10 protein-coding genes and 2 pseudogenes are annotated in these 14,824 nt (G+C 61.5%); 11 read left to right on the plus strand and 1 reads right to left on the minus strand.

What is annotated here, in order from left to right:
- The first annotated feature begins 87 nt into the window (after nucleotides 1-87).
- The 3 genes and pseudogenes from QF045_RS24430 to QF045_RS24440 all read left to right on the plus strand — a co-directional run.
- Nucleotides 88-549, plus strand: a complete 462-nt coding sequence (locus tag QF045_RS24430) for an LTXXQ domain protein (RefSeq protein ID WP_306494390.1) — start codon at nucleotides 88-90, stop codon at nucleotides 547-549.
- A gap of 68 nt (nucleotides 550-617) precedes the next feature.
- Nucleotides 618-1,961, plus strand: a complete 1,344-nt coding sequence (locus QF045_RS24435) for a HAMP domain-containing sensor histidine kinase (RefSeq protein WP_306494391.1) — start codon at nucleotides 618-620, stop codon at nucleotides 1,959-1,961.
- A gap of 40 nt (nucleotides 1,962-2,001) precedes the next feature.
- Nucleotides 2,002-2,139, plus strand: a pseudogene (locus QF045_RS24440) (acyl-CoA transferase); the annotation flags it as partial.
- Between the two features lie 170 nt (nucleotides 2,140-2,309).
- On the opposite strand, the gene arcD (QF045_RS24445) reads toward QF045_RS24440, so the two are convergent.
- Nucleotides 2,310-3,737, minus strand: coding sequence for an arginine-ornithine antiporter (gene arcD, locus QF045_RS24445; protein ID WP_306494392.1), 1,428 nt, complete (start codon nucleotides 3,735-3,737; stop codon nucleotides 2,310-2,312).
- 402 nt (nucleotides 3,738-4,139) lie between these two features.
- Between arcD (QF045_RS24445) and arcD (QF045_RS24450) the strand changes: the two genes are divergently transcribed.
- The 8 genes and pseudogenes from arcD (QF045_RS24450) to gcvP all read left to right on the plus strand — a co-directional run bounded on the left by arcD (QF045_RS24450) (nucleotide 4,140) and on the right by gcvP (nucleotide 14,669).
- Entirely contained in the window at nucleotides 4,140-5,567 is a 1,428-nt protein-coding gene (arcD, locus tag QF045_RS24450) for an arginine-ornithine antiporter (RefSeq protein ID WP_124387951.1), read from the plus strand.
- Nucleotides 5,568-5,591: 24 nt separating this feature from the next.
- Entirely contained in the window at nucleotides 5,592-6,848 is a 1,257-nt protein-coding gene (arcA, locus tag QF045_RS24455) for an arginine deiminase (protein WP_306494393.1), read from the plus strand.
- Nucleotides 6,849-6,859: 11 nt separating this feature from the next.
- Nucleotides 6,860-7,870: an ornithine carbamoyltransferase gene (locus QF045_RS24460; protein WP_306494394.1), complete on the plus strand. Its 1,011-nt coding sequence runs from the start codon at nucleotides 6,860-6,862 to the stop codon at nucleotides 7,868-7,870.
- A 151-nt stretch (nucleotides 7,871-8,021) separates the two neighbouring features.
- Complete coding sequence (gene arcC / locus QF045_RS24465; RefSeq protein ID WP_306494395.1) at nucleotides 8,022-8,951, plus strand: carbamate kinase; 930 nt, start codon at nucleotides 8,022-8,024, stop codon at nucleotides 8,949-8,951.
- A gap of 18 nt (nucleotides 8,952-8,969) precedes the next feature.
- Nucleotides 8,970-9,332, plus strand: a complete 363-nt coding sequence (locus tag QF045_RS24470) for a DUF5064 family protein (RefSeq protein ID WP_306494396.1) — start codon at nucleotides 8,970-8,972, stop codon at nucleotides 9,330-9,332.
- A 186-nt stretch (nucleotides 9,333-9,518) separates the two neighbouring features.
- Nucleotides 9,519-11,029, plus strand: a pseudogene (locus QF045_RS24475) (sigma-54-dependent transcriptional regulator).
- 408 nt (nucleotides 11,030-11,437) lie between these two features.
- Nucleotides 11,438-11,821, plus strand: a complete 384-nt coding sequence (gene gcvH / locus QF045_RS24480; RefSeq protein ID WP_306494397.1) for a glycine cleavage system protein GcvH — start codon at nucleotides 11,438-11,440, stop codon at nucleotides 11,819-11,821.
- Between the two features lie 10 nt (nucleotides 11,822-11,831).
- On the plus strand, nucleotides 11,832-14,669 hold the full coding sequence (gene gcvP / locus QF045_RS24485) for an aminomethyl-transferring glycine dehydrogenase (protein ID WP_306494398.1): 2,838 nt from the start codon (nucleotides 11,832-11,834) through the stop codon (nucleotides 14,667-14,669).
- Nucleotides 14,670-14,824: the final 155 nt, after the last annotated feature.

The following is a 14,824-nucleotide window of genomic DNA, read 5'->3' on the forward strand; positions in this document are numbered from 1 at the left end:
GCTTTACGCTCACCTGACCGCCGCTGACCTTGATCTGAGTAACCTACTCACATCCGGACTCACCGGAATAGAGACAGGAGAATCACCATGCGCAAGACCCTTATCGCTTTGATGTTCGCCGCTGCACTGCCTACCGTCGCCATGGCCGCCATGCCCGAAGGTCCAGGCCCGATGGGCGGCCCTGAAGGCCATATGATGGGTGGCCCGGGCCACGGTGAACACGGTCCGCGTGGTAAAGGTGGCCCATTCAGCCAACTGGACTTGAGCAAGGAACAACGCGAGCAGATCCGCAAGCTGATGGGTGACCAATGGCACGCTCGCAAGGACCTGACCCAGAAGTACCTGGCCAAGCTGCCCGCAGCCGACCAGAAAGCCATGCAGGACGAGATCGCCGCCGGCAAGCAGAAAACCCAGGCCGACATCCGCGCCGTGCTCAAACCCGACCAGCAGAAGAAGTTCGACGATATCGTCAAGCAGCAAGAGCAGCGCCGTGCCGAATGGAAGGAATTCCAGGCCTGGAAAGCGCAACAGCCGCAAAAAGCGCAATAATACCCTTGCGTTAATGCTCCCAGCCCAGTGGCCCCCGCCGCTGGGCTTTTCCTATTTGAGGGTTTCCTGTGCGTTCATTGTTCTGGCGCATCCTGGCGAGTTTCTGGCTGGCCATCGCCCTGGTTGCCGGGCTGTCGATACTGCTTGGGCATATGTTGAACCAGGACGCCTGGATTCTCAGCCGCCACCCCGGCCTCAACAACCTGGCGCAAGAGTGGACGCAACTCTACGAAGCCCAGGGCGAGGACGCGGCTCAGGAGCTGCTGCAGCAACGCAAGCGCCAGTACCACATTGACGTGCAAGTGTTGAACGAAGGCGGCGAGCCGGTGGTGCGCGGCACCTTCCCGCGCCGCGCCGCCGCCTTCGAAGCCCGGCAGAACGACAGCCAGGACGGTCACCTGCCCTGGCGGCGCCTGACCGCCGAATACACCAGTGAAAAAACCGGCGACACCTACCTGCTGATCTACCGCATTCCCCATCCCGAACTCGACGCCTGGCACCGCAGCAGCCTGTTGTGGCCGTTCAGCGCCCTGGCCATTGCCTTGGTGGTGCTCACGCTGTTCAGCCTGCTGGTGACATTGTCCATCACCCGTCCGCTGAGCCGACTGCGAGGCGCGGTACATGACCTGGGCCAGGCCACCTACCAGCAGAACAGCCTGGCGCAATTGGCCAACCGCCGCGATGAATTCGGCGTGCTGGCCACCGACTTCAACCGCATGGGCGCACGCCTGCAAAGCCTGATCGCCAGCCAGCGTCAGCTGTTGCGCGACGTTTCCCACGAACTGCGCTCACCCCTGGCCCGCTTGCGTATCGCCCTGGCCCTGGCCGAACGTGCCAGCCCCGAAGAGCGGCAAAAACTGTGGCCGCGCCTGACCCGTGAATGCGACCGCCTGGAAGCCTTGATCAGCGAAATTCTGGTACTGGCCCGGGTGGATGCCGACAACGCCAGCGCCGAAGAGGTTGACCTCAACCCCCTGCTCAAGACCCTGCAAAAGGACGCTCAGCTCAGCGCACCGGAGCAGGTGGTGCAGCTGTCGGCCGAGCACGACCTGCGTCTCAAAGGCTGGCCGACCATGATCGAGCGCGCTGTGGACAATCTGCTGCGCAATGCCCAGCGCTTCAACCCGGCCGAGCAACCGATCGAGCTGAACGCACAACGGCGCGGCGAGCGCATCCTGATCAGCGTGCGCGATCACGGCCCCGGTGTTGAAAGCGAGCACCTGAGCCAACTGGGCGAGCCGTTCTACCGCGCACCCGGCCAGACCGCGCAAGGTCACGGCCTGGGCCTGGCGATCGCACGTCGCGCCGCCGAACGCCATGGCGGCCAGTTGATCCTGGCCAATCATCCTGACGGCGGTTTTATCGCCAGTATCGAACTGCCCCTGATGCCTGGGGTTGCCACACCGGCCTGATGTTCTTCGATAGTGGCCCTTCTCTTACGGAGGGCCTTTGATGACTGACCTGCTGACTCCCATCCAAGCCGCACTCAATCTTGCGCAAACACCCCTGAGCCTGAGCGAGTCCGGCGCCCTGCCCTCTGCCTTCGCCGTGACTGACCTGGCCGCCGCCAGCATCGGCGCCGCCGGCCAATGGCACGCCTTTGCAATGGGATCTGCCGGCAGGAGAATTGGGGTCGCACCAGCCGCAGTGGTGACTTCTAGAACACCATCGGGGGCAAGCCCCCTCCCACACTTTCAAGGTATTCACAGTTCAAAATGTGGGAGGGGGCTTGCCCCCGATGAGTCCCGCACAGGCTGACCTCACAACGACAACACGCCGCTATACAGCCCATAGGCCGCTAAACCAGCCCCGGCAACCACGCAGCCGAAAATGCCTTTTTCCACAGCAGTAAACAAGGGCAGGCCCTGCTCGCGCTTGGCCTGGGCGAACAGGATCACCCCAGGCGCATACAGCAGCGCCGACAGCAGCAGGTATTTCAGGCCGCCCGCATACAGCAGCCACACGGCGTAAGCCAGGGCAATCAGGCCGATCAGCAAATCCTTCGTGCGCCGACCCTGGGCGCCCTCATAGGTTTCGCCGCGCCCGCTCAACAGCACCGCATAGGCCGCCGACCACAGGTACGGCACCAGAATCATCGAGGATGCCAGGTAGATCAGGGTGGTGTAGGTGCTAGCGGAAAACAGCGTGATCACCAGGAATACCTGGATCATCAGGTTGGTCAGCCACAGCGCGTTGACCGGCACCTGATTGGCATTTTCCTTCTTCAGGAACGCCGGCATGGTCTTGTCCTGGGCGGTCGCGTACAGGATTTCCGCACACAGCAACGCCCACGACAACAGCGCCCCCAGCAGCGAAACCGCCAGGCCGATGCTGATCAAGATCGCGCCCCACGGCCCGACGATATGTTCCAGCACCCCGGCCAGGGACGGGTTTTGCAATTGCGCCAGTTCCGGCTGGCTCATGATGCCCAGGGACAGCACATTCACCAGCACCAGCAGGGCCAGCACGCCGAGAAAACCGATCACAGTGGCCCGGCCTACGTCCGCGCGCTTCTCGGCCCGCGCCGAGTAAACGCTGGCGCCTTCGATACCGATAAACACAAACACCGTGACCAGCATCATGTGACGCACTTGCTCCGTCACACTGCCTATTTGCGGGTTGCCCAAGCCCCAGATATCGCGGCTGAAGATGTCCGCCTTGAACGCCACGGCGGCAATCACGATAAACATCAGCAGCGGCACAATCTTCGCCACGGTGGTGACCTGGTTGATGAAGGCCGCCTCCTTGATTCCACGCATCACCAGAAAATGCACAGCCCACAACAATAGCGACGCACAGCCGATCGCCAGCGGCGTGTTGCCCTGGCCGAACACCGGAAAGAAGTAGCCCAGGGTACTGAACAGCAATACGAAGTAACCGACATTGCCCATCCACGCACTGATCCAGTAACCCCAGGCGGAAGAGAAACCCATGTAGTCGCCGAACCCGGCCTTGGCGTAGGCATACACGCCGGAGTCCAGCTCGGGCTTGCGGTTGGCCAGGGTCTGGAACACAAAGGCCAGGGCCAGCATGCCCACCGCCGTGATACCCCAACCGATCAGCACCGCGCCAGCGCCCGCGCGTGCGGCCATGTTCTGTGGCAAGGAGAAGATCCCGCCGCCGATCATCGAACCCACCACCAGGGCGATCAGGGCACTGAGCCTAAGTTTCTGTGCTGGGTGGGGCATCGGGACTCCTCGCGATAAATTTTTTAGCTGACACCTGTGCACTCAACTAATTCATTAAATCAGTGTAGCGCTTCATAACATAAGGGCATGTAAACACAGGAAGTTTAGGCTTATTTAGAATTTAAATAAGAGCCCCATACGGCCATCGTCAAACTTCGATTAAAAAGTTTGCACATTCACGAATACGAACTAGCTTCATACATCCATGCCTCAACCAAATCATTAATCAGAAAGACGCAAGCGCTCTGCAAAGCGCTTCTTCGAGATTTTTATCGCCCGCGAAATATCCACCCTAAGTCGTTAATTCACAATGGAATGTGCCAATGAAGTGATCTGAGTCAGCTGTTTGATTAGCGCACAGAATTATTCTGTGGTCTCTCTCTCCTGCATTGGAGTCACTCAATGTCTGATTCTCCCGGAAAACTTAGGCTTGGCGCGCTGGTTGCGCTCGTCGTGGGTTCGATGATTGGCGGTGGGATCTTCTCATTGCCGCAAAACATGGCCGCCAGTGCCGACGTAGGCGCAGTGTTGATTGGCTGGCTGATTACCGCCATCGGCATGTTGACGCTGGCCTTCGTGTTCCAGACCCTGGCCAACCGCAAGCCGGACCTCGACGGCGGTGTCTACGCCTACGCCAAGGCCGGGTTCGGCGACTACATGGGTTTCTCTTCCGCCTGGGGTTACTGGATCAGTGCCTGGCTGGGCAACGTCGGTTACTTCGTGCTGCTGTTCAGCACCCTCGGTTACTTTTTCCCGATCTTTGGCGAAGGCAATACCCCGGCTGCAGTGATTGGCGCGTCGGTGTTGCTGTGGGCCGTGCACTTTCTGGTGCTGCGCGGGATCAAGGAAGCGGCGTTCATCAACCTGGTGACCACGGTCGCCAAGGTGGTGCCACTGGTGCTGTTCGTGTTGATCGCCCTGTTCGCGTTCAAGCTGGACATCTTCACCGCTGACATCTGGGGCGTGAAAAACCCCGAGCTGGGCAGCGTGATGAACCAGGTGCGCAACATGATGCTGGTCACCGTGTGGGTGTTCATCGGCATCGAAGGCGCGAGCATCTTCTCGTCCCGTGCCGAAAAACGCTCCGACGTGGGCAAGGCCACCGTGATCGGCTTTATCACCGTGCTGCTGTTCCTGATGCTGGTGAACGTGCTGTCCTTAGGGATCATGACCCAGCCGGAACTGGCCAAGCTGCAGAACCCGTCGATGGCCGCCGTGCTGGAGCATGTGGTGGGCCACTGGGGTGCGGTGCTGATCAGCGTCGGCTTGATCATCTCGCTGCTGGGGGCGTTGCTGTCGTGGGTACTGCTGTGCGCGGAGATCATGTTCGCCGCCGCCAAGGACCACACCATGCCGGAGTTCCTGCGCAAGGAGAACGCCAACCACGTACCGGTCAACGCCCTCTGGCTGACCAACGCGATGGTGCAACTGTTCCTGGTGATCACGCTGTTTTCCGCCAGCACCTACCTGTCGCTGATCTACCTCGCCACCTCGATGATCCTGGTGCCTTACCTGTGGTCAGCGGCTTATGCGCTGCTGCTGGCGGTGCGCGGCGAGACTTACGAAAACGCCCTCAAAGAGCGCCGCAAAGACCTGTTCATCGGCGCCATCGCACTGATCTACGCGATCTGGCTGCTCTACGCCGGCGGCACCAAATACCTGCTGCTCTCCGCCCTGCTCTACGCCCCCGGCGCGATCCTGTTCGCCAAGGCCAAGCGTGAACTGGGCAAACCGATATTCACCAACGTCGAGAAGCTGATTTTCGCCGCAGTGATCATTGGCGCCCTGGTGGCTGCCTATGGCCTGTATGACGGCTTCCTGACTCTGTAACTCGTGTTCACTGGAGGATCTGAAATGACCACGGAAAAAGTGAAGTACGGCGTTCATTCCGAAGCCGGCAAACTGCGCAAAGTCATGGTGTGCTCCCCAGGCCTGGCCCACCAGCGGCTGACCCCCAACAACTGCGACGAGCTGCTGTTCGATGACGTGCTCTGGGTTGCACAGGCCAAGCGCGACCATTTCGACTTCGTCACCAAGATGCGCGAGCGGGACATTGATGTGCTGGAAATGCACAACCTGCTGACCGATATCGTCGCCATCCCCGAAGCGCTGGACTGGATTCTGCAGCGCAAGATCACCGCCAATACCGTCGGCCTGGGCCTGGTCGAAGAAGTCGGTTCATGGCTGCGCAGCCTGGAGCCGCGCAAGATTACCGAGTTCCTGATCGGCGGCGTATCGGCCGAAGACTTGCCGAGCAGCTTCGGTGGCAAAACCATCGAGATGTTCCGCGACTTTCTCGGCCATGCCAGTTTCATTCTGCCGCCGCTGCCCAATACCCAGTTCACCCGCGACACCACCTGTTGGATCTACGGCGGCGTGACGCTCAACCCGATGTACTGGCCGGCGCGCCGCCAGGAAACCCTGCTGACCAGCGCCATCTACAAGTTCCACCCCGAGTTCACCAACGCGGACTTCCAGATCTGGTACGGCGATCCCGACCAGGACCACGGCGCCGCCACGCTGGAAGGCGGCGACGTGATGCCGATCGGCAACGGCGTGGTGTTGATCGGCATGGGCGAGCGTTCGTCGCACCAGGCCATCGGTCAACTGGCGCGCAACCTGTTCAAAAACAAAGCGGTGGAACGCGTGATCGTTGCCGGCCTGCCCAAATCCCGAGCGGCGATGCACTTGGACACTGTGTTCAGCTTCTGCGACCGCGACCTGGTCACCGTCTTCCCCGAAGTGGTCAACCAGATCGTGCCCTTCACCCTGCGCCCTGACGAGAGCAAGCCCCACGGTATCGATATCCAACGGGAGACCACCAACTTCCTCGAAACCGTTGCTGCAGCACTCAACCTCAAGGCCCTGCGCGTGGTCGAGACCGGCGGCAACAGCTTCGCCGCCGAACGCGAGCAATGGGACGACGGCAACAACGTGGTGGCCGTGGAACCGGGCGTGGTGATCGGCTACGACCGCAACACCTACACCAACACCCTGCTGCGCAAGGCGGGGGTGGAAGTCATCACCATCAGCGCCGGTGAACTCGGCCGAGGCCGTGGCGGCGGCCACTGCATGACCTGCCCGATCATCCGCGACCCAATCGACTATTAAGGAGAACGCTCATGGCTTTCAATATGCACAACCGCAGCCTGCTGTCGCTGATGCACCACACCACCCGCGAGCTGCACTACCTGCTGGACTTGTCCCGCGACCTCAAGCGCGCCAAATACACCGGCACCGAGCGTGCGCACCTCAAAGGCAAGAACATCGCGCTGATCTTCGAAAAAACTTCGACCCGCACCCGCTGCGCGTTCGAAGTGGCAGCCCACGACCAGGGCGCGCACGTTACCTACATCGACCCGGTGTCGTCGCAGATCGGCCATAAGGAAAGCATGAAGGACACCGCCCGCGTACTTGGCCGCATGTTCGACGCCATCGAGTACCGGGGCTTTGAGCAGGAGATCGTCGAAGAGCTGGCCAAGTTCGCCGGCGTGCCGGTGTTCAACGGCCTCACCGCCGAATTCCACCCCACACAAATGATCGCCGACACCCTGACCATGCGCGAGCACAGCGACAAGCCGCTGCATGACATCAGCTACGCCTACCTTGGGGATGCGCGCTACAACATGGGCAACTCGTTGCTGATGATCGGCGCCAAGCTCGGCATGGACGTGCGCATCGGCGCGCCGAAAGCCCTGTGGCCCCACGAGGATTTCATCAAACAGTGCCAGGCGTTCGCAGAAGAAAGCGGCGCACGCATCACCATCACCGAAGACCCGGCCGAGGCGGTCAAGGGCGTGGACTTCATCCACACCGATATCTGGGTGTCCATGGGCGAACCGGTAGAAGCGTGGGACGAGCGCATCGAGCAACTGCTGCCCTACCAGGTCAACACCAAGATGATGAAAGCCTCGGGTAACCCACGCGTGAAGTTCATGCACTGCCTGCCGGCGTTCCACAACAGCGAGACCAAGATCGGTAAGGACATCGCCGCACGCTATCCGCACTTGGCCAATGGCGTGGAAGTCACCGAAGACGTCTTCGAATCGCCGTCCAACATTGCCTTTGAGCAGGCGGAAAACCGCATGCACACCATCAAGGCGATTCTGGTGTCGGCGCTGGCGGATATCTAACTTTTGACGGCTGGAACACAGTCAATGTGGGAGGGGGCTTGCTCCCGATAGCAGTGGCTCAGCTACAGGTCAGTTGGCTGACACACCGCCATCGGGAGCAAGCCCCCTCCCACATTGGGCCTGGTGTTCACACATCTAGAAGGATTGCATTATGCGTATCGTCGTAGCCCTGGGCGGCAACGCCCTCCTGCGCCGTGGTGAACCCATGACGGCCGACAACCAGCGCGCCAACATCCGCATCGCCACCGAACAGATCGCCAAGATCCATGCCGGCAACGAGCTGGTGATCGCCCACGGCAATGGCCCGCAGGTCGGTCTGCTGTCGCTGCAGGCCGCCGCCTACACCAGCGTGTCGCCTTACCCGCTGGACGTACTCGGTGCCGAGACCGAAGGCATGATCGGTTACATCATCGAACAGGAACTGGGTAACCTGCTGGACTTCGAAGTGCCCTTCGCCACCCTGCTCACCCAGGTCGAAGTAGATGCCAAGGACCCGGCCTTCCAAAACCCCACCAAGCCGATCGGCCCGGTATACACCCAGGCCGAAGCAGAAAAGCTTGCCGCTGAAAAAGGCTGGGCCATCGCCCCCGATGGCGACAAATATCGCCGCGTCGTCGCAAGCCCGCGGCCCAAGCGCATTTTTGAGATACGCCCGATCAAATGGCTGCTGGAGAAAAAGGCCATTGTGATCTGCGCCGGTGGCGGCGGCATTCCGACGATGTATGGCGACGACGGCAAGCTGCACGGCATCGAAGCGGTGATCGACAAGGACCTCTGCTCGTCGCTGCTGGCCGCGCAACTGGACGCCGACCTGCTGGTGATCGCCACCGACGTCAATGCAGCCTTCATCGACTTCGGCAAGCCCACCCAGAAGGCCATCGGCCAGGCTCACCCCGACGCCATGGAACAACTCGGCTTCGCCGCCGGCTCCATGGGCCCCAAGGTGCAGGCCGCCTGCGAGTTCGCTCGCCAGACTGGCAAAACCGCGGTGATCGGTTCACTCTCCGACATCGAAGCCATCGTCCAAGGCAGCGCCGGCACGCGCATCAGCACGGCGACACCTGGCATCACCTATTTGTGAAGTAGAGGAGATTTGCCTATGGCTACCTTTGAACCGGGACACTTGCACGTCGAACGTCACGCACTCAATGAGCAGGATTACAGCTACAACCTGTGCATCGACTATGAAGTCAGCCAGGACCCCAAGGAAGGCAAGGGCATGTTGTTCAAACTGCACGGTTCGGTGCAGGGCAAGGACCTCAAGGAAGAGTTTTTCCTGCCCAAGGACCAGGCATTCGACTTTGCGCGGCATGCGATGAACATCGCGCAGAAATATGGCATGCCGAAAATGGCCGTGTTGAATGGTTCGATGCACAAGCAGTACGACTTGATGTTTGAGGATGTGCGGCATCAGTTGGACGTGAAATCAGGCGACCCGATCAAGCCCGAACACCTGGTATGAACCGGTTGAACTGACTCAACACTGTTCAACATGTGGGAGGGGGCTTGCTCCCGATAGCGGTGTGTCAGCCATAGATTTATCAGCTGATTCGCCGCCATCGGGGGCAAGCCTCCTCCCACATTTTGATCTCCTCCAGCTCCAAGGCATACTGGCTCCCCTCCGCACTCCAGAATCAATATCCGCCCCATGCGTATCCACGTCAGCTTCATCGACCGCGTCGGCATTACCCAGGAAGTCCTGGCCTTGCTCGGTGGGCGTAATCTCAACCTGGATGCGGTGGAGATGGTGCCGCCCAACGTCTATATCGACGCGCCGACCCTGAGCGCCGAGGTGCTCGAAGAACTGCGCGATGCGTTGTTCAGCGTGCAGGGCGTGCAGGCGGTGACCGTGGTCGACATCCTTCCCGGTCAACGCCGCCACCTGCAACTCGACGCCCTGCTGGCGGCCATGACCGACCCGGTACTGGCCCTGGACAGCGCGGGCAAGATCCTGCTGGCCAACCCGGCGCTGATCGCGCTGTACGGGCGCGAACCCGCCGGGGAAAGCATCGCCGAACTGTTCAACGACCCCGGGCTGCTGGAGACCTTGCTGGAGCATGGCTTCCGCCTGCCGTTGCGCGAAATCAGCGTGAATGGCCAGACCCTGTTGCTGGACGCCACGCCGATTACCGATGCCGGCGCTCTGCTCACACCCTCTATCAGCCCAACCGCATCGGCGAGCAATTGTCGGCGCTGCACCATGACCATGCCGAAGGGTTCGACGCGCTGCTGGGCGAATCCCCGGTGATCCGCACCTTGAAGGCACGGGCGCAACGCGTGGCCGCGCTGGATGCACCGCTGTTGATCCAGGGCGAGACGGGCACCGGCAAAGAGTTGGTGGCGCGTGCCTGTCATGCGATCAGCGCACGCCACAGTGCGCCGTTTCTGGCATTGAACTGCGCTGCGTTGCCGGAAAACCTCGCCGAAAGCGAGTTGTTCGGCTACGCGCCCGGGGCCTTTACCGGCGCCCAGCGCGGCGGCAAGCCGGGGCTGATGGAGCTGGCCAACCAAGGCACGGTGTTTCTCGATGAAATCGGCGAGATGTCGCCCTACCTGCAGGCCAAGTTGCTGCGCTTTTTGAATGACGGCAGCTTTCGCCGGGTGGGCGGCGACCGCGAAGTGAAGGTCAATGTGCGCATCCTCAGCGCCACCCACCGCGACCTGGAAAAAATGGTCAGCGAAGGCACCTTTCGCGAAGACCTGTTCTACCGCCTCAATGTACTCAACGTTGAAGTGCCGCCGTTGCGCGAGCGCGGCCAGGACATCCTCTTGCTGGCCCGCTACTTCATGCAGCAGGCCTGCGCACAGATCCAGCGCCCGGTGTGCCGCCTGGCGCCGGGAACCTACCCGGCACTGCTGGGCAACCGCTGGCCGGGCAATGTGCGCCAACTGCAGAACGTGATCTTCCGCGCCGCCGCCATTTGCGAAAGCAGCCTGGTGGACATCGGCGACCTGGATATCGCCGGCACCTCCGTGGCCCGCCAAAGCGACGGCGAAGTCGACAGCCTGGAACAAGCGGTGGAAGACTTCGAGCGCGGCCTGCTGGAAACGCTCTATACCCGCTACCCCTCGACACGCCAACTGGCCAGCCGGCTGCAGACCTCGCACACCGCTATCGCACACCGATTGCGCAAGTACGGCATACCCAACAAACCCTGATTCCAGTTGGAATACAAACCAATGTGGGAGGGGGCTTGCTCCCGATAGCGGTGTATCAGCTGCCTGTCTGTAACTGATCCTCCGCCATCGGGAGCAAGCCCCCTCCCACATTCGCTATGCATTCCAGGTTTGGTCCAGGAACGACATCCACTGTACTGAAAGCGCTACAGTGGAACGATATCGCTACAGCCCTGTTTTTTGCGCGCCATGCAAGGCTTTGATCCACATAGGCTTTTTTTCGCAGGCTCGACTGTAGCGAAATCGCTACACCGTCAGCGCATAAGCTCAGAACCCATTTCGTTAAGTGATTGTTTTTTAATGACTTAATGACATTGGCCGCAATATTGCTAAGCAACTCCCATCATTCCAATCCCGTCCACCAGACGAATCTGGCCCCGAGGAGTTTCCATGAGCGAGTTGCGTTTCACTGAAGATCACGAATGGCTGCGCGCCGAAGCCGATGGCAGCGTCACCGTGGGTATCACCGCTTTCGCGCAGAATGCGCTGGGTGACGTGGTTTTCGTGCAACTGCCCGAGTTGCAGGCCTACGAGAAAGGCGCTGAAGCCTCCACCGTGGAATCGGTAAAAGCCGCCAGTGGCGTGTACATGCCATTGGACGGTGAAGTCCTCGAAGTGAACGACAAACTCGATGCCAGCCCGGAGCTGGTCAACGACGACCCGATGGGCGAAGGCTGGTTCTTCCGCTTTAAACCGGCTGATGCCGGGGCGGTCGCTAAACTGCTGGATCAGGATGCGTACGACCGTCTGATCAAAGCCAACGCCGAAGCCTGAGGAGCGTGCCATGACCGTTAATCTGACCACCGCCAACGAATTCATCGCCCGCCACATCGGCCCGCGCCAGGAAGACGAGCAGCAGATGCTCGCAAGCCTGGGCTTCGATTCCCTGGAAGCCTTGAGCGCCAGCGTCATCCCGGAAAGCATCAAGGGCACCAGCGTGCTCGGCCTGGAAGACGGCCTGAGCGAAGCCGAGGCCCTGGCCAAGATCAAGGCCATCGCCAGCCAGAACCAACTGTTCAAGACCTATATCGGCCAGGGTTACTACAACTGCCATACGCCGTCGCCAATCCTGCGCAACCTCCTGGAAAACCCGGCCTGGTACACCGCCTACACCCCGTACCAGCCAGAGATTTCCCAGGGCCGCCTGGAAGCGCTGCTGAACTTCCAGACCCTGATCAGCGACCTCACCGGCCTGCCGATCGCCAACGCCTCCCTGCTCGACGAAGCCACCGCCGCCGCCGAAGCCATGACCTTCTGCAAACGCCTGAGCAAGAACAAAGGCAGCCATGCGTTCTTCGCCTCGGTGCACAGCCACCCGCAAACCCTCGACGTACTGCGCACCCGTGCCGAGCCACTGGGCATCGACGTGGTGGTGGGCGATGAGCGCGAACTGACCGACGTCAGCGCCTTCTTCGGCGCCCTGCTGCAATACCCGGCCAGCAACGGCGATGTGTTCGATTACCGAGAGCTGACCGAACGCTTCCACGCCGCCAACGCGCTGGTCGCCGTCGCCGCCGACCTGCTGGCCCTGACCCTGCTGACCCCGCCGGGCGAGTTCGGCGCCGACGTGGCCATCGGCAGCGCGCAACGCTTTGGCGTGCCACTGGGCTTTGGCGGCCCGCACGCGGCGTACTTCTCCACCAAGGATGCGTTCAAGCGCGACATGCCAGGCCGTCTGGTCGGTGTCTCGGTGGACCGCTTCGGCAAGCCGGCCCTGCGCCTGGCCATGCAGACCCGCGAGCAACATATCCGTCGCGAGAAGGCCACCAGCAACATCTGCACCGCCCAAGTGCTGCTGGCCAACATCGCCAGCATGTACGCCGTGTACCACGGCCCCAAAGGCCTGACCCAGATTGCCCAGCGTATTCACCAGCTGACCGCGATCCTGGCCAAGGGCCTGACCGCCCTGGGCTTGAAGGTCGAACAGGCACACTTCTTCGACACCCTCACGCTCAACACCGGCGCCAACACCGCCGCCGTGCACGACAAGGCCCGTGCCCAGCGCATCAACCTGCGCGTGGTGGACGCCGAGCGTGTCGGCCTGTCGGTTGACGAAACCACGACCCAGGCTGATATCCAGGCCTTGTGGGCGATTTTCGCCGACGGCAAGGCGCTGCCAGCCTTCACCGCGACCGACAGCACCCTGCCGGCCGCCCTGCTGCGCCAGTCGCCGATCCTCAGCCACCCGGTGTTCAACCGCTATCACTCGGAAACCGAGCTGATGCGCTACCTGCGCAAGCTGGCCGACAAGGACCTGGCGCTGGACCGCACCATGATTCCGCTGGGCTCGTGCACCATGAAGCTCAACGCCGCCAGCGAAATGATCCCGGTGACCTGGGCCGAATTCGGCGCCCTGCACCCCTTCGCCCCGGCCGAACAAAGCGCCGGCTACCTGCAACTGACCTCGGAGCTGGAAGCCATGCTCTGCGCGGCCACCGGCTACGACGCGATCTCCCTGCAGCCGAACGCCGGTTCCCAGGGTGAATACGCCGGCCTGCTGGCCATCCGTGCCTATCACCAGAGCCGTGGCGAAGCGCGTCGCGACATCTGCCTGATCCCGTCGTCGGCCCACGGCACCAACCCGGCGACCGCCAACATGGCCGGCATGCGCGTGGTGGTCACCGCCTGCGACGCACGGGGCAACGTCGACATCGACGACCTGCGCGCCAAGGCCGTCGAGCATCGCGAGCACCTTGCCGCGCTGATGATCACCTACCCGTCCACCCATGGTGTGTTCGAGGAAGGCATCCGCGAAATCTGCGCGGTCATCCACGACAACGGCGGCCAGGTGTACATCGACGGCGCGAACATGAACGCAATGGTCGGCCTTTGCGCGCCGGGCAAGTTCGGCGGCGACGTGTCCCACCTGAACCTGCACAAAACCTTCTGCATCCCCCACGGCGGTGGCGGCCCGGGCGTTGGCCCGATTGGCGTCAAGTCCCACCTCACGCCGTTCCTGCCGGGCCATGCGGCCATGGAACGCAAGGAAGGTGCCGTATGCGCGGCACCATTCGGCAGCGCGAGCATCCTGCCGATCACCTGGATGTACATCAGCATGATGGGCGGCGCGGGCCTCAAGCGCGCCTCGCAATTGGCGATCCTGAACGCCAACTACATTTCCCGTCGCCTGGAAGAGCACTACCCCGTGCTGTACACCGGCAGCAACGGCCTGGTGGCGCACGAGTGCATCCTCGACCTGCGCCCGTTGAAGGACAGCAGCGGCATCAGCGTGGACGACGTGGCCAAGCGCCTGATCGACTTCGGCTTCCATGCGCCGACCATGTCGTTCCCGGTGGCCGGCACCTTGATGATCGAGCCGACCGAAAGTGAATCCAAGGAAGAACTGGACCGCTTCTGCGACGCCATGATCGCCATTCGCGAAGAGATTCGCGCGGTGGAAAACGGCACGCTGGACAAGGACGACAACCCGCTCAAGAACGCTCCGCATACCGCTGCGGAACTGGTGGGCGAATGGAGCCACCCTTACAGCCGCGAGCAGGCGGTGTACCCGGTTGCTTCGCTGATCGAAGGCAAGTACTGGCCACCGGTTGGCCGGGTCGACAACGTGTTTGGCGATCGCAACCTGGTGTGTGCGTGCCCGTCGATCGAAAGCTACGCGTAACCCGATTGGCTGAATGGGATCAAAATGTGGGAGGGGGCTTGCCCCCGATGACGGAGTGTCAGTCAACAAATATGTTGAATGTACAACCGCCATCGGGAGCAAGCCCCCTCCCACACTGATCGAGTACACCCGATACATAATAAGAAACCGGAGAA

The organism is Pseudomonas sp. W4I3 (genome assembly GCF_030816195.1).
Taxonomy (GTDB): domain Bacteria; phylum Pseudomonadota; class Gammaproteobacteria; order Pseudomonadales; family Pseudomonadaceae; genus Aquipseudomonas.